This is a genomic window from Marinitenerispora sediminis, from assembly GCF_003336425.1.
GTDB classification, from domain to species: Bacteria; Actinomycetota; Actinomycetes; order Streptosporangiales; family Streptosporangiaceae; genus Marinitenerispora; species Marinitenerispora sediminis.
The window spans coordinates 24390-41009 of record NZ_QEIO01000038.1 but is presented as its reverse complement, the minus strand read 5'-3'; the positions used below and the strand labels follow the sequence as shown (position 1 = coordinate 41009).

Genomic DNA, 16620 nt, shown 5'->3' with positions numbered 1-16620 from the left:
GGACCGCCGCGGCGGCCGGCCGGGTGCCGTGCCGGCCGCCGCTCCGCTCGGTGGCTCGGGGGCGGTCCGCGAGGGGGGACGTCGGGAGCGCGAGGGCTGCGGGAGCGCTCCCAAGGCTGATTGTAATGAACTGGAAACGATATGTAAACGGATCGTAACCTCGGAGTTCGCCGCCGGAGGGCGGAGTGTGTGCTGCGGGTGCGGCCCTCTCGACTGCCCACCCGGCGCGGGGTGCGGCCGCCCCCGGTCGGCCCCGGAAGGGCGGGCCTGCGGGCCGCCAGGGTGGAATGTCGCGAAAACCCCTCTTGTCGCGGTACGTCACCAGACGTACACTCACCGAAACCCCCACAGGGTTCGCGGAGCGCCGTCGGGGCACCGCGGGCCACGAGCTCGGTCACCCCTCCGGCGGCACCCCGGACGCGGAAGCGGTTTCCCCTCACCCCCAGGAGACTCACATGCTGCGACGCAGATCGCTGCGCCCCCTGATCGCCGCCACCGCGGCGGCGCTGGCGCTGTTCGGCGGGACGACGACCGCCGCGGCGGCGACGGGTCCGGCGGACCCGGCGGCGGCCCAGGCGACCACCCTGTACTACGACGACAGCCAGGCCGCCGAGTTCCGCTCCGCCGTCGCCGCCGGCGTCCAGGTGTGGAACGACAACGTGAGCAACGTGCACCTGGTGCGCGCCCCCGCCGGGCAGCGCGCGCAGATCGTCATCCTGGCCAGCGACGGCTGGCCGCAGGCCAACCTCGGCCCGGTCCGCCCCGGCGGACAGGTCCGGGTCTGGATGGGCCGCCAGGGGGTCGAGGAGGGGTACGACCCGGTCCGGATCGCCGCGCACGAACTGGGCCACAGCCTCGGGCTGCCCGACATCAAACCCGGCCCCTGCTCCTCGCTGATGTCCGGCTCGACCGCCGGAACGTCGTGCACCAACGCCGTCCCCAACGCCACCGAGCGCGCCCGTGTCGAGGCCAACTACAGCGGCACGCTCGCCCACCGGGAACCGGCTGACGGCCGGGTGCTGGTCGACGCCCCGTGACAGCCTGACCGGCCGCGTCCGGGGCGCCCGCCCCGGATATGACCTCGGGGGCCGCGGCGGTGCGCCGCCGCGGCCCCCGCCGGCGGACCCGGACCGGCCGGTCCGGGCCCACGGGCGGCTCACTCCACGGCCTGCGCCGCGGTCCGCAGCAGTTCGGGGAGCGCGCCGGTGAAGTCGGCGGCCAGGTGGGTCACGAGCGCCCAGGCGTCGGGCCGGCCGGCCAGGTGCTCGCGGACCAGGTCCGCCACCTCCCGGCGGGCCGGGGCGTCGAGCGGCACGGCGGTGAGGGCGGCGCCGGCCGGGCGGGCGTGCCGGACCACGTCGGCCGGCGTCAGGAGCCCGGCGCGCAGCGCTTCCTCGACCCAGCTCTGCCCGCCGCGCACGGTCAGCGGGGTCGCGGCCAGCACCTCCGCCGCGGGCCGGCCGCCGGCGAGGTCGCGCACGGCCGTGCGCTGCGCCCGGCTCAGCCGGACCCAGGGACGGCCGGCCAGCCGCTCGGGGCAGAGGTCGTCCCCCACCAGTTCGCCGGCCCGGCCCGGGTCGAGCGCACCGCGCTGGAACGCGGCGTAGAGCTCGTCCCACTCCAGGACGAACCCCTCCGTCTGGATGAGGTAGAAGTCGCTCCCCGAGGTGCGGAAGCGCTCGAGGAGGCCCCGCGTGGACTCCGCGTCGGCGACGGCCGCGCGCAGCCGGTCGAGCGCGGCGGACTCGTCCTCCTCCGCCAGGAGCTCCGCGACGAGCGCGCGCACCTTCTCGTCGAACGAGCCGGGCAGCCACCGGCGCGGCTCCTCGCGCAGCGGGGCGGTGCCGTTGCGCTCCCACAGGCCCAGGACGATGCGCAGCTGCAGGGCGGGGGAGCGGTCGGCCCATCCCGACTGGATGCAGTGGGCCGTCAGCTCGGGGTCTCCGGTGCCGAAGGCGGGGAGCAGGTCCGTCCAGGAGGTCGGCGGGTCCACCAGCTCGGCCCGCAGGTCGGCGTCGAGCGGCAGCCGGTCGGCGGGGCCGGGGCGGAGCCTGCGGCCGGTCAGCACCGCGTCGCGCAGCGGCCGGGGGAGGAGCGGCTGGTAGATCAGCGCCGCGTTGACCGCGGGATCGTCCAGCGCCGCGAGCTCGGCGGCCGCCTCCGCCGGGAGGAGGCGCCGCGGCAGGCTTGTGGCCATGCGGTTGCGGCTGACGACCTGCTGTTCGAGCTGGTGGCGCGCCACCAGCACCCGCTCCCGGCCGCCCGGCCCGCTCTCCCGCGCCCAGTCCAGCCACTCCGGCCGCCACTCGCCCAGCGCCAGCAGGTCCGAGGCGGTCTGGTCGTCGACGTGCCGCAGCAGCTGCCGCTGGACGGGGGTCGCGGCGGCGTTCAGCAGTTCCACGAACGCGGCCCGCTCGCCCTTGAGCACGCGCCAGGGGCCCGTCAGTGTCGGCATCTCCTGGGCGTCGGGCCACGGGGCGCCGACCGCCGCCTCCCCGCCGGCGGCCCGCGCCACCGCCTCCTCGACCAGCTCGCCGATGCTGCCGGGGAACTCCGCGAGCGCGGCGCGCAGCGCCCGCCAGGCCGCGGCGTCGGAGCCGAGCCGCTCCGCCACCAGCTCGGCCAGGCCGGCGCGGAACGCCTGCCACTCCCGGCGGGCGGGCTCCTCGGGGGCGCGCAGCCCCTGCGCGGTCTCCAACACGACCCGCGCCGGGCGCACCCGGTGCAGCAGGTCGGCACCGGTGAACGTGCGGCCCAGGCCGCGGTCGACCACCGCGATCAGGGTGTCGACCCGCAGCCCGTCGGCGCGCAGCGCACCGAGCAGGCCGGGCGGGGCCGGACGCTCCAGGCGGGCCAGCAGCACGTCCGGCTCGGGGTGGGAGGCGCCCAGCGGCGCGAAGGCCTCGTCCGGGCAGTCCGCGCGCTCGACCAGCGTTTCGACCATCCCGGGCGGCAGCGGACGCTTGGCGTGCGCGGCCAGCAGCGCGGTCCAGTCGAGGTCCCGCCACGGGTTGAGGTAGTCCTCGGCGGTCCCGCCCGGCGTCCCCTCGGCCTCCGCGACGGCGGCCCGCAGCTCCGCCGCGCCGTCCGGACCGGCGAGGAGGCGGGCAGCGAGGTCGGCGCAGCCGTGCCGCCGCAGCTCCCGGTCGGTCGCGGGGTCGCCCAGCGCCGCGCGCAGCTGTGCCGGACCGCCGTGGTCGTGGAGCGCCAGCAGCCCGCGGAGCACGTCCGCCCGCCCCAGGATCCCGTCAGTGGACAGGGCGCTCCGCACGAGACGCGGGAACGGCGCGGCGACGGCCGCGCGCAGGGTGTGCGGCTCGCCGTCGCGCTGCCCCGTGGTGTACTCGGCGATGAGCTTGCGGATCCGGCCGAGGCGCGCCTTCCAGGCCGGGTCCGCGGGGTCCGCGGCCGCCAGCAGCACCCGCATCTCGTGCGCCCGCCACGGCCACAGGCTCTCGAACACGGCCCGCGCGACCAGCGGATGCCCGGTGCCGGCCAGCCGCATCCGGAGCGCGGCGCTCGCCGCGACGGCCTCGGAGTTGCGCGCCAGCGCGCCGATCCACTCGTCCCCGGCGGCGAACACCGCGTCGACCAGCGCCGGCGGGACCTCGGGCGCGGTGCGCACGACCCCGGCCAGCGTCCCCGCGTCGCGCTCCAGCAGCTCCGTGAGGTCGTCCCGCCCGCCGAACTCCAGCAGCCGCTCGATACCGGGCCCGCCCGTCCGTCTCGCCATTGCCCCGCCCCTTCCGCCATCGGCCAAGGGACCGTACGGTAGCGGGCCATTGCGACGGCGCGGCCACCGCCGCAGCCGGCCCCCTCACAGCCGGCGGTGCATCACGTGCAGGCCCACGAACCCGTGCACGGGGTGCCGGAACGCCTCCGGGACTGTGGCCAGCACCGCGAAGCCGAGCGAACGCCACAGCGCCACCGCCGGGGTGTTGGTCGCCACGACCGCGTTGAACTGCATCGCGCGGTAGCCGTCGGCCCGGGCGCGCGCGATGACGTGCTCGCCCAGGGCGCGGCCGATCCCGCGGCCGGCGTGGTCGGGGTGCACCATGAAGCTCGCGCCGGCCACGTGCGCGCCCGGCCCCGCCTGGTTGGGGTGCAGCTTCGCCGAACCCATGACGGTCCCGTCGTCGGCGACGGCGACGACCGCGCGCCCGGGCGGCTCCGGCAGCCACAGCGCGCGGGCGCGGTCCTCGGTCACGTCCGGGTCCCAGGTGTAGGTCTCGCCGGCCGCCACGATGCGGCGGAGGAACGGCCAGATCTGCGGCCAGTCGGCGGGCAGGGCGTCTCGGATCAGCATGGACGCCAGCATGCCCGATCCGCGCGCCGGCGCGCCCGCGAGGAGGGGCGGCGGCAGGGGGCGCCGCGCCCGCTCCGGCCGCCGCGGGCGCTGAGGAGGGGCGGTCGCCGATGGAGGAGAGGGTGCCCATCGGCGACCGCCCGCGGACGGGGTCAGACGGTCGCGCAGGGGGTGCCGTTGAGGGTGAAGTAGTCGGGTTCGGTGACCGGCCGCTGGGTGTCGGCGTTGAACCCGAAGCCCACCGACGCGCCGGGCGCGATGGAGCCGGTACCGGAGACGGAGACACGCTTGCCGGACTGGGCGAACGTGCCCGACCAGCCGCTGGCCACCCGCTCGTCGCCGAGGAAGTACCACTCCAGGTCCCAGCCGCTGATCGCGCCGCCGCCGGTGTTGGACACGGTCACCTGGCTGGAGTAGCCCTGCGACCACCGGCTGGTGACGCGGAAGTCCACCGAGCAGTAGCCGGGGTTCGGGGCGCCGCCGGTGGTCACCGCGACCGGCGCCGAGGGCGCGGACCGGTTGCCGGCGGCGTCCCTCGCCACCACGGTGAACTCGTAGTCGGTCTCGGGGGTGAGGCCCGTGACGCGGGCCGAGGTCTGGGTGGTCGAGGCGACGACCTTGTCGCTTTCGGCGTCGCGCACCTCGTAGCCGGTCACCCGCACGTTGTCGCTGGCGGCCGGCCACTGCAGCTGGACGCTGTCCGCGGTGGGCCCGGTGGCCGTGGGCGCGCCCGGCGCGTCGGGGGCCTCGGCGTCCCCGCCGCCGTCGCCGCCGGTGAACACCACGTCGGAGCAGTTGTAGAACGCCTCCGGGCTGTCGGAGCGCTCCCAGATCGAGTAGATGATGTGCCGGCCGCTCTTCTCGGGCAGCGTGGCGTCCCAGGTGTACTCCCGGCCGTGCGGTCCCTCGCCGTCGATGGGCGGGTTGGTGACCTCGTCGAACGGCACCGGCTCCAGGTCGTCCCAGGTGAGCGGCTGGTCCGGGTCCCAGCCGTCCTTGGTGACGTACTGGTACCAGGTCCCCGGGTGCGGCGCCCACGCGTTGTACCGGAAGGTGATGCCGGCGCCGGACTCCAGTTCGGTGGTCGGCCACTCGTCGTGCGGGGCGTTGAAGGCGTCGAAGCTGTCGGAGGGACCGCACAGTTCGCCGTCGGCGATGACCTCGCGGTGCCGGCCGGCGGCGTCGCTGATGAGGTTGCCGAACCAGTTGTAGAAGGCGTACTGGCCGCCCTCCCGCAGCGCCTGGGCGCAGGCCGGGTTGGTCGGGTTCAGCGCGCCTCCGCTGCCGCCGCCGACGGCGTCGACATAGCAGGCGTAGGTGCGGGTGGCGGGATAGGTGAGCCCTCCGTGGGCCAGGGCCTCGTCCGCCGGCGGTGCGGTGACGAAGAGCCCGGTGAGCCCGGCGAGGGCGCCCGCCAGGGCGAGGCGGCGTCCGAGTCGCACGGGTCTGCTCCTTCCTGTGGTGGGGGTGCGAGCGTTCGGATGGGCCGCGCGGCCGGTCGGGGCGGCGCGGAGAGGGGGACGGGGGCTTCGGCCGGGCGCGGCGGGCCGCGCCCGGGGCCGCGCGGGCGCGGTCCGTCCGCGCGGCCGGTCGGGGGTACCTCGCTTCCGGAGCGCCGGGGCGCTCGCTCGACGGGGGCGGCGGCCGCTGGGGAGCCGCCGTCAGGACCCGGGTTCGCCGTAGACGATCCCGCGCCCGTTGGTGGACACGTAGACCCGCCCGTACACCCGCGGGTCGCCGGTGATCGCGGCGCCGGTCCACGCCCACTGGTGCTGGTCGTCGTTGATCCGCACCCAGGAGGCGCCGGCGTCGTCGGAGCGGAAGATGCCCCGCACGCCGCCGATCCTGGCGCTGGTGTAGAGGGCGGGGTAGGAGCTGCCGGGTGCGGCGCGGCCGAAGCCGATGCTGTCGGCCTCGTCCACACCGGCGACCCGGGTGAAGGAGGCGCCCCGGTCGGTGGAGTGCCACAGGCCGTACGTGCCGCCCTCGGTGCCGCCGGCCAGCCAGATGTCGCCGGCGGAGCCGGGGAGCGCCTTGAACCGGACGTCGCCGGAGCCGGGCAGCCCGGAGGCTGCCGTGGCGGTGAAGCTCCGCCCGCCGTCGGTGCTGACGTAGAATCGGCCGCCCGAGAACCCGTAGAAGACGCTGGGGTCCTCCCGGTCCGCCTCCACGACCGCGCCGGCCGGGATGCCCTGCGACGGCTGCCAGGAGTTGCCGAACCCGGCCGTGTGGTGGACGCCGGTGCCCTGCGGCGACCAGACGAACCGGCTGCCGTCGGCGGCGGCCGCCACGGTCCCCCCGCCGGTGACCCCGCCTGGCTCGGAGCCCTGGAACCAGTTCGACCCGCCGTCCGTGGAGAAGGCGACGCCGCGGTCGTTCGGCCGGGCTGATCGGTCGAAGTTACCGGACCGGACCAGCACGTTGGGGCTCTTCTCGGCGAAGTCGAGGCTGGTCGTGCTGTCGAAGTTGGGGCTGGTGAACATCCGGGCGGGCACCCGGCCCAGGTCGTCGTGCCGGAACCCGCCGATGTCGCCGAGCGCGCTGACCAGGGGAGCGCCGGCCGGCGGGCTGACCAGGTCGTTGACCGCCGTCTCCTCCAGCCCCTGGGCCATCACCTCGATGGTGATCTGCTCGTCCCGGTCCCAGGCGGTCAGGTCCCGCGAGCCGTAGACGGTGGCGCCGGTGCCGTACATCATCCGGTCGGAGTCGAACGGGTCGATCTCCAGCGACTCGGTCATCCAGCCCAGCTTCGGGGTGGTCTCCGGCGGCGCGGGGTGCTGCCCGAACGTCAGCCACGGGGCGCCCGACACGTCCATCCGGTAGCGCATGGTCCGGTTGGGGTAGTCGGCCCACTCCCAGATCGGGGACCAGGTGGCACCGCCGTCGGTGCTGCGGAAGAAGATCACGTCCGGCCACCAGGAGATCTGGGTGGCGACCATGATCGTCTCCGGGTCCTGCCGGTCGATGGTCAGCCCGCTGTAGCCGAAGTAGTTGTCCTCGTCGTCGGAGGGGACCGGGCTGATCCGGGTCCACTCGCCGGTCCCGGTGGCGAACTTCCACACGTCGCCGGCGCCGCCGTCGTAGGGGCCGCCGGTGTCACTGGTGGCGATGTAGAGGAAGCCGTTCTCGTGGTCGAGCACCCCCTTGTGCGCGAGGTACCCGGTCGGCTGGCCGGGGATCCGCTGCCAGCTCGCCCCGCCGTCGGTGGAGCGGTAGACGGTGTTCTCCTTGTCGGCGACACCGACGTAGATGTCCTGGCTGGCCCGGCCCTCCGCGCCGCTCTCCGGGTCGAAGGCGACCCAGATGACGCCCTGCCGGTCGGAGAGGTAGCCGCTGGAGTCGCCGGGGTCCTGCACGTAGTCGCCGGGGTTGGGGAAGGAGGTCACCTTCGACCAGGTGGCGCCGTGGTCGGTGCTGCGCCACAGCCCGTTGCCGCTCGGCGCGCCGAGGTAGAGGATCCGGTTGTCGTTGGGGTCGACGGCCAGCCGCTCGCCCATGCCGCGGCCGGGCATGTTGCCGCCGAGTTTGAACGGCAGGTCGGTGCGCTGCCAGGTGGCGCCGCGGTCGCTGGACCGGAGGATGGCGCCGTTGTCCGACGTCCAGTCGTTGGTGTAGGTGCCGGCGGCGGCGTAGACGCGGTCGGTGTCGACCGGGTCGGTGGCCAGGCTGACGATCCCGGTCAGGTTCCAGTCGTCCCAGCCGATCCAGTCCAGCAGCGGGACCCACCGGCCGGTGCCGGGGTCCAGCCGGTAGGCGCCGCCGATGTCGGTGCGCGCGTAGACGAGGTCGGGTTCGGACTGGTTGAAGACGATGCCGGGGACGAAGCCGCCGCCGACGATCTCGACGTTGTTCCACTCGTAGTCGCCGGCCGACGCCCCGACGGGGTCGGCGTGGACGGCCTGCACCGTGCCGGCCAGGGTGGCGACCAGGAGACCCGCCACCATGGCGGCGAGTCGCGGTCGGGTTCGCATGTGCGCCTTGCTCCTTCGTGCGCCGCCCACCACGGCCGCCGCCAGGGTGTCGTGCACCGCGTGGTAGGCGGGCTTGGGCTGGTAGGCGGTGTCGAAGGGCAGCGCCGCGCCGTAGCCCGGGAACCAGTCGGGGATCCACGAGTACTTGTCGGTGATGCCCCAGATGGTGACGCCGGTGCAGCGGCTCACCGCCAGGCAGGCCGACGTGACGGCGGCGTAGTCGCGGGCCTGCTGCTGGAGCTCCGCGGAGTCGGCCGGCGTGGGGATCCGGACGTCGAGTTCGGTGACGGCCACGTCCACGCCCAGTTCGGCGAACCGGCGCAGGTTCGCCTCGAAGGTGGCGGGCACCTGTCCGAGGATGAAGTGCGCCTGGAAGCCGACGCCGTCGATGGGCACGCCCTGGGCCTTCAACCTGCGCACCAGGTCGTACATGGCGTCGCTCTTGGCGTTGAGGCCCTCGATGTTGTAGTCGTTCAGGTAGAGCCGGGCGTGCGGGTCGGCCGCCCGCGCCCACTGGAAGGCGTCGGCGATGTAGCCCTCCCCGAGGTTGCGCGACCAGATGGTGTCGCGCAGGCTGCCGTCCTCGTCGAACGGCTCGTTGACGACGTCCCAGGCGTAGAGCTGGCCGCTGTAGCGGCCGGCGGTCACCCGGATGTGGTTCTCCAGGATGCCGCGCAGTTCGGCGGAGGTGAACTGGCCGTTGCTGAGCCAGGACGGCTGCTGGTTGTGCCAGACCAGCGTGTGGCCCCGGACCTGCTGGCCGTTGGCCCGGGCGAAGGACACGATCTGGTCGGCGGGGCCCCAGCGGTACTGGCCGCGCTGCGGTTCCAGCGAGCCCCACTTCATCTCGTTTCCGGGGGTGACGGCGTTGAACTCGCGGGCCAGGGTGTCGCGGTAGGGGGCCTCGTCGGCGAGGGGGCCGGCCTCGATGCCGGCGCCGATCTGCACGCCGCGCGCGGCGGCGTGCTGGCGCAGCGCGCCGCCCGCCGCACCGGTGTCGGCGTGCGCGGCGCCCGGCGCGAGCACGCCGAGCGCGCACACGAGCGCGGTGAGCAGGATGCCGTGCCGGCGGGAGCGGGTCCGCGGCGCGGGGGTCTCGTCGCTGTGCATCGGTCCGTCCTTCTCCGGTGCTCTCCGGTGGTGGCGGGGGAGCGGTGTGAATGTATGGGAACGCTCCCATCGGTTGCCGACGAATGTAACATTCGTTAACCGAACGTGAAAGTGGTGTTTCGCGGCGAATTCCCGCGCGGTGCGGCGGTCCGCCGCATCGGCGCCCGTTCCCGATTCCGGTTCGCGGGCGGATAGGGATCGATTTCCGGTTCCGGGCATCGAGTGCTCGGTGCGCCGTCCGAATTCCGGGTGATTCGACGGTGGAATCCGTCCCGGGAAGATCGCTGGCGGGGGTCGCGGGCGGGTCGCCAGGTGATCGGGAAATGTGCTGTTTACAGGTTGTTGCAAACTGATTACCATCCATGGAAGCGCTCCCATGACGAAGATCCGTTCCCGTTCCGGGCGTCCGCCACGGCCCGCTCCCGGTCCGAGCGACCCCCGGGAACGCCCCCGCGTCCCGTCAACCTCGGGAGGTTGTCCGCACCATGAGACCCCCACTGCCGGCGCTGCCGGCCCGGCTGCTCCGCACGGGGCTGCTGCCGGGCGCCCTGGCGGTGGCCCTGACCGCCACCGCCCTCCCCGCCGCGGCCGCCGCGGCCCCGGCCGACGCCCCGTCCCGGCCCGCCGCCGACGCCGCCCGGGACGCCGAGCCCCCGGTCGCCGTCTCCGCCTACGACGACGCCTTCCTGGAGCAGTACGAGAAGATCAAGGACCCGGCCAACGGGTACTTCCGCGAGTTCGACGGGCTGCTCGTGCCCTACCACTCCGTCGAGACCCTCATCGTCGAGGCGCCGGACCACGGGCACGCCACCACCTCCGAGGCGTTCAGCTACTACCTCTGGCTGGAGGCCGCCTACGGCCGCATCACCGGTGACTGGCAGCCGTTCAACGACGCGTGGGCGGCGATGGAGGCGTTCATCATCCCGGGCACCGCGGACCAGCCCACCAACGCCTCCTACAACCCGGCCTCGCCGGCCACCTACATCGCCGAGCACGACACCCCGCAGGGGTACCCCTCACCGCTGGACAACGGCGTGCGCGTCGGCCAGGACCCCCTCGCCGACGAGCTGAGCAGCACCTACGGCACCGACGAGATCTACGGCATGCACTGGCTGCTCGACGTGGACAACACCTACGGGTACGGCTTCTGCGGCGACGGCAGCGACGACGCGCCCGCCTACATCAACACCTTCCAGCGCGGCTCGCAGGAGTCGGTGTGGGAGACGGTGCCGCACCCGTCCTGCGAGACGTTCGACCACGGCGGCCCGAACGGGTTCCTCGACCTGTTCACCCGCGACTCCAACTACTCGCAGCAGTGGCGCTACACCAACGCCCCCGACGCCGACGCCCGCGCGGTACAGGTGGCCTACCTGGCGCACACCTGGGCCGGCGAGCAGGGCAACGCCGACGCCGTCGCCGGTCCGGTGGCCGACGCCGCCAGGATGGGCGACTACCTGCGCTACGCGATGTACGACAAGTACTTCAAACGCGTCGGCGACTGCGTGGGCGCGACCTCCTGCGCTCCCGGCAGCGGTAAGAACAGCGCGCACTACCTGATGTCGTGGTACTACGCCTGGGGCGGCGCGCTGCAGAACGCGCAGTACCCGTGGGCCTGGCGGATCGGCGGCAGCTCCGCCCACCAGGGCTACCAGAACCCGCTCGCCGCCTACGCGCTGTCCGAGGTCGACGCCCTGGAGCCGGAGTCGGCCACCGGCGCCGCCGACTGGGCGGTCAGCATGGACCGGCAGCTGGAGTTCCTCCAGTGGCTGCAGTCGGCCGAGGGCGGCATCGCCGGCGGCGCGACCAACAGCTGGGGAGGCGACTACGGCCAGCCGCCCGCCGGCTCCGCGCAGTTCTACGGGATGTACTACGACTGGCAGCCCGTCTGGCACGACCCGCCGTCCAACCAGTGGTTCGGCTTCCAGGTGTGGGGCATGGAGCGCGTGGCCCAGCTCTACCAGACCACCGGCGACCAGCGTGCCAAGGACATCCTCGACAACTGGGTGCCGTGGGCCATGGCCAACACCACGGTCGGCACCGGCGGGGACTTCCAGGTGCCCGCCGACATGCGGTGGAGCGGCCAGCCCGACACCTGGACCGGAACGCCCACCGGCAACTCCGGACTGCACGTGGAGGTGACCTCCCACGGGCAGGACGTCGGGGTGGCCGCGGGGCTCGCCAAGACGCTGCTCTACTACGCCGCCGGCTCCGGCGACGCCGACGCCCGCGCCATGGGCGAGGGGCTGCTGGACGCGCTGCTGGCCAACCGGGACGCCATCGGCATCGCCACCGAGGAGGTCCGCGCGGACTACCAGCGGTTCGACGACGAGGTCTACATCCCGCAGGGCTGGTCCGGCCAGATGGCCAACGGCGACCAGGTCCGGCCGGGTGCGACCTTCTCCTCCATCCGGTCGTTCTACGAGGACGACCCCGACTGGCCGCAGGTCGAGGCCTACCTCAACGGCGGCGAGGCACCCACCTTCACCTACCACCGCTTCTGGGCGCAGGTCGACGTGGCGACGGCCTTCGCCGTCCACGACGAGCTGTTCGGCTAGCGCGGCGGCGCAGCGGCGGCGGGCGGGCGCGCCCCGCCCGCCCCTGCCGCCGCGGCCGTACCGCCCCGCGCCCGGCACGCCGGGTGGCGGGCGCGGAAGGCCCGGAAAGTGGAGGGTATGCGGAAAATGCGAGAAGTACGATAAGTGACACCAATTCGGGTGAGATGTCGGAAGGGAGGGTCGGCCCGCGGTCCGGTCGCGGGAAAGGCGCGCCGCCGGGCGGAAACGCCGCCCGGCGGTATTCCGGTGTGTTTTCGTAAAAACAGCCGCCGCGGGGGCCTCCTACCTCATCCGCCACCGCGCTGGGAAGTCCGGTGCCCTGAACCGGCCAAAGGTTGGCACCCCGGTCCCAGCGATTGGCATTGTGTGGTGATGACCGCCGCCCAACCGGCGTACCGAGCACTCGCGAGGTGCCGCCCCGGTCTCCCAGGATCTGCCCCGTGACCTACCCGTGTCCCCACGCGGCCCTGCACGATCCGCGGTTCCACGCCGATCCGCAGGCCGTCTTCGAGCGCCTGCGCGACGTGCACGGCCCGGTCGTGCCCGTCGAGCTGGAGCCGGGCGTCCGCGCCTGGCTGGTGATCGACTACACCATGATCACCGCGTGGTGCCGCGACACCCGCTCGTTCAGCAGGGACGCCCGGCGGTGGCGGGACTGGCGTGAGGGGCGGGTCCCCGACGACGCGGGCGTCATCCCGATGCTGGCGCACCGCCCCAACGCGATGTTCGCCGACGGCGACCAGCACCTGCGGCTGCGTCGCGCGGTCACCGACGCCCTCGGCGGGGTCGACGGCCACCGGGTCGTCGCCGACGTCCGCGGGTTCGCCGGCCGGCTGGTCGACGGCTTCGCCGCACGGGGCCGCGCGGAGCTGCTCGACGACTACGCCCGCCGGCTGCCGCTGCTGGTGCTCACCCGCATGCTCGGCTTCGGCGACAACGCGGGCCGGCGGCTCGCCGCGGCACTGCGCGGCCTGTGGGACGGCACGGACGCCGAACGCGCCAACGCCGCCTACGAACGCACCCTGAGCGAGGCCGTCACCGCCAAGAGCGCGCACCCCGGCGACGACGTCCTCTCCCGGCTGATGGCCCACGACGCCGGCCTCAGCCGCGAGGAGGTGCTGCACCACCTGGTGCTCGTCTTCGGGATCGGCGACGAGTCCACCGCCAACCTCATCGGCAACACGGTGCGGCTGCTGCTCACCGACCGCGACCTCGCCGCCGACCTCGCCGGCACCCGGGTCAGTATCGACGACGCCGTCGACCGCTCGCTGTGGCGCGATCCGCCGATGACCAACTTCCCGGTCCTCTACCCCGTGCGCGACATCGAACTGGCCGGCGGCCGGACCATCCGGGAGGGCACCCCCGTCCTGCTCGGCCTCGGCGCGGCCAACCGCTTCCTGGCCGACGAGTACCGCGAGCGGATCCAGGAGACGGCGAACCGCGCGCACCTGGCCTGGGGCGTGGGGCCGCACCGCTGCCCGGCCCAGGACATCGCCCGCCTGATCGCCACCACCGGGATCGAGACGCTGATCGACCGGCTGCCCGAACTCCGGCTCGCCGTCGCGGAGTCCGAGCTCCGGTGGCGCAACTCGCCGTTCTCCCGCGGACTCACCGCGCTGCCGGTGCTCTTCACCCCGCGGCCCCCCGACCGGCTCACGGGGTACGAGAACGGGGCCGCGCCCGCCACCGCCTGGGACGCGGGGAGCGCCGGCCCCGAGGTACACGGCTCCGCTGAAGGGGAGGGGCCGGGCCGCTCCGGCTTCCTGGACCGCTGGCTGCGCGGGCGGTGACGCCGCCGGACGCCCGGCGCTGACCCACCGCCGCCGCGGCGGTGAGCCGCGGGCGGGACGAGCCGGCCCGGCCGACCCGGCGCGGCCCTCCGGCAGGCGGAGCCGCAGACGCGGTCGCGTCCGAGCGGGCGTGGTCGGCGGGGTGCGTGAGGGGCGTCGTGGGCATACGGCAGCTGCCCGCCGCGCCGGCAAGCGGCGAGGGCCCCGGCGCAGCGGCGGCCCCGAGGCCCGGCACGGTCCGCGCACATGGCCCCGGGTACGCTGGGCAGCGGCGCCGCGCGGACGGCGGCCCGGCCGCCGGGGCCCGGAGGCCGGCTCCGCGCCGGACCGCCCCGGACGCGGCGTCCGCGGCCGCCGGAGCGCGGGGCGGCGTCTCGGAGGGGAGCACAGGGTGCAACGTCCACGGACCGACCGCGTCCCGGGCACCGGGGCGCCCGTGCGCACCCTGCTCGTCGACAACTACGACTCCTTCACGCACAACCTCGCCCACTACCTGGCCGAGGTGAACGGCGTGCCGCCCGTCGTCATGCGCAACGACGACCCCGGCTGGCACCCGGACCTCCTGGCCGACTTCGACAACGTCGTACTGTCGCCGGGGCCGGGCACGCCCGAGCGCGCCCCGGACGTCGGCGTCTGCCGCGACCTCGTCCGCGAGTGCCGGCTGCCGCTGCTCGGCGTCTGCCTCGGGCACCAGAGCATCGCCCTGGAGGCCGGCGCCACCGTGGCGCGGGCGCCGGAGCCGCGGCACGGCCGGCTCTCGGCCATCCGGCACCGCGGCACCGACCTGTTCGCCGGCCTCCCCGACCCGCTCGACGTCGTGCGCTACCACTCCCTCGCGGTGTCCGGCGTCCCGCCGTCACTGGAGGTCACCGCCTGGACCGAGGACGGCGTCGTCATGGGCCTGCGGCACCGCGACCGGCCGATGTGGGGAGTGCAGTTCCACCCCGAGTCCATCCGCACGTCGCACGGGCGCGAGCTGCTCGGCAACTTCGCCGACCTCACCCGGCGGGCGGCGGGCGGGCGCCGCCGCGCCGTACCGCGTCCCAGCCCCCCGGCCGCCCCGCAGCCGGCCCGCGTGCGCCGCCTGCGGGTGCTGGCCGAGCGACTGCCCACCAGATGGGACGACGAGGTCGTGTTCGACCGGCTGTTCCGCGGCGCCGCCGAGGCGTTCTGGCTGGACGCCAGCCGCCGCGACGCGGGCGCCGGCCGCTTCTCCGTCATGGGCGACGCCGGCGGCCCGCTCGCCCGCCTGGCGCGGGGCGACGTACGGCGGGACTCCGTTGTGGTCCGCGGCTCCGGGGGCGTCCGGTTGGTGCCCGGCGGATTCCTCGACTGGCTGGACCGCGACCTGCGCTCGCTGAGGGTCGAGGTCCCGCCGCTGCCCTTCGACTTCGCCCTGGGGTGGGTGGGCTACCTCGGCTACGGCCTGAAGGCCGAGTGCGGCGCCGACCCCGCCCACCCGGCGGAGGAGCCCGACGCCATGGCGGTCTTCGCCGACCGCGCGCTGGTGTTCGACCACGAGACCGCGACCACCTACCTGCTCGCCCTGGCCGAGGACGGCGATGAGGCCCCGGCCCGCTCCTGGATCGCCCGGACCAGGCACGAGCTGCACCGCCTCGCCGGGCAGCGTCCCGCTCCCGCGCCCGGGCCGCTGCCCGCCACCCCGGTGCGGCTGCGGCACGACCGCGACCGCTACCTCGCGCTGATCGCCGAGTGCCAGGAGCTCATCGCCGCCGGCGAGACCTACGAGGTGTGCCTCACCAACATGGTCGAGGCACGCCGCGCGGTCGACCCCTGGCATGCCTACCGGTTCCTGCGCCGCACCAGCCCCGCGCCGCTCGCCGCGCTGCTGGACTTCGGACGGCTGTCCGTGCTCAGCGCCTCACCGGAGCGCCTGCTGCGGGTGGACCGGCACCGCGTCGCCGAGTCCCGGCCCATCAAGGGCACCCGGCCGCGCGCCAGCGACCCGCGTGCCGACGCCGGCCTGCGCGGGGAGCTGGCCGGCGACGAGAAGGAGCGCGCCGAGAACCTGATGATCGTCGACCTGGTCCGCAACGACCTGGGACGTTGCGCCGAGGTCGGCTCCGTCGAGGTGAGCGGCCTCTTCGAGGTGGAGAGCTACGCCCACGCCCACCAGATGGTGAGCACCGTCCGCGCGCGGCTGCGCCCGGACGTCTCGACGGTGGACTGCGTCCGCGCCGCGTTCCCCGGCGGCTCCATGACCGGTGCCCCCAAACTGCGCACCATGGAGATCATCGACCGCCTGGAGGCCGGCCCGCGCGGCGTGTACTCCGGGGCCATCGGCTACCTGTCGCTGAACGGAGCGGCGGACCTCAGCGTCGTCATCCGCACGGCGGTGGTCACCCCCGACCGCGTGCGCTACGGCGTCGGCGGCGCGATCACGGCGCTGTCCGACCCGCAGGCCGAGTACCACGAGACCGCCGTGAAGGCCGTACCGCTGCTCCGGCTCCTCGGTACCGCCTTCCCGGGACTCCCCGCCGCGGCGGAGCAGCCGGCCTGACCACCGCCCCGCGCCGCCCGCTCCCATGGCCCCGCGCCGCGGACGGGAACGCCCGGCCCGGCGAGGCGGCCGCAGGCGGACTCGCCCCCGTCCTGCGTGCGCCCGCCCCGCCGCCCTACCGCGACGCCCCGTGCAGCGGCCCCTCGAAGGGCCACCCGCACGGCTGTGGAGCAGCGCCCCGGAGCGGTGTGCCGCGGGCGAGGTTGTGGTTCTCGGTTCGGCTGCGGTGGGCGGCCCTGCTGGTAGCCATGGGCGCGGTGCGCTGACACCAGATCACCGATCGGGTTTGGGGGCGGATCGCGCCGCGGCTGCCGGCCAACCCCGGACGCGGCGGCCGCAGGCACGACCACCGCAGGAGGCTCAACGG

7 protein-coding genes and 2 pseudogenes are annotated in these 16620 nt (G+C 74.8%); 4 read left to right on the top strand and 5 right to left on the bottom strand.

What is annotated here, in order from left to right; genetic code table 11:
• The first annotated feature begins 455 nt into the window (after nt 1-455).
• Nucleotides 456-1037 carry a snapalysin family zinc-dependent metalloprotease gene (locus tag DEF28_RS09910; protein ID WP_114400371.1) on the top strand — a complete coding sequence of 194 codons (582 nt, stop codon included), beginning with the start codon at nt 456-458 and terminating at the stop codon, nt 1035-1037.
• Nucleotides 1038-1156: 119 nt separating this feature from the next.
• Here DEF28_RS09910 and DEF28_RS09905 read toward each other — a convergent pair whose 3' ends face one another.
• From DEF28_RS09905 to DEF28_RS28030, 5 genes and pseudogenes are all read right to left on the bottom strand, one after another.
• On the bottom strand, nt 1157-3733 hold the full coding sequence (locus DEF28_RS09905; protein WP_114400372.1) for a hypothetical protein: 2577 nt from the start codon (nt 3731-3733) through the stop codon (nt 1157-1159).
• A gap of 84 nt (nt 3734-3817) precedes the next feature.
• Nucleotides 3818-4306: a GNAT family N-acetyltransferase gene (locus tag DEF28_RS09900; protein WP_181874437.1), complete on the bottom strand. Its 489-nt coding sequence runs from the start codon at nt 4304-4306 to the stop codon at nt 3818-3820.
• 152 nt (nt 4307-4458) lie between these two features.
• Nucleotides 4459-5748 (bottom strand): lytic polysaccharide monooxygenase, encoded by a 1290-nt coding sequence (locus DEF28_RS09895; RefSeq protein WP_199493194.1) that lies wholly within the window; start codon nt 5746-5748, stop codon nt 4459-4461.
• 231 nt (nt 5749-5979) lie between these two features.
• Nucleotides 5980-8277 (bottom strand): annotated as a pseudogene (locus DEF28_RS09890) (xyloglucanase); the annotation flags it as partial.
• A 60-nt stretch (nt 8278-8337) separates the two neighbouring features.
• Nucleotides 8338-9387: pseudogene (locus DEF28_RS28030) on the bottom strand (endo-1,4-beta-xylanase); the annotation flags it as partial.
• 485 nt (nt 9388-9872) lie between these two features.
• Between DEF28_RS28030 and DEF28_RS09885 the strand changes: the two are divergent.
• The 3 genes from DEF28_RS09885 (at nt 9873) to pabB (ending at nt 16253) form a co-directional block, all read left to right on the top strand.
• Nucleotides 9873-11942, top strand: coding sequence for a glycoside hydrolase family 48 protein (locus tag DEF28_RS09885; RefSeq protein WP_199493192.1), 2070 nt, complete (start codon nt 9873-9875; stop codon nt 11940-11942).
• 440 nt (nt 11943-12382) lie between these two features.
• Nucleotides 12383-13732 carry a cytochrome P450 gene (locus DEF28_RS09880; RefSeq protein ID WP_233515207.1) on the top strand — a complete coding sequence of 450 codons (1350 nt, stop codon included), beginning with the start codon at nt 12383-12385 and terminating at the stop codon, nt 13730-13732.
• A gap of 391 nt (nt 13733-14123) precedes the next feature.
• Entirely contained in the window at nt 14124-16253 is a 2130-nt protein-coding gene (pabB, locus tag DEF28_RS09875) for an aminodeoxychorismate synthase component I (protein ID WP_309485836.1), read from the top strand.
• Nucleotides 16254-16620: the final 367 nt, after the last annotated feature.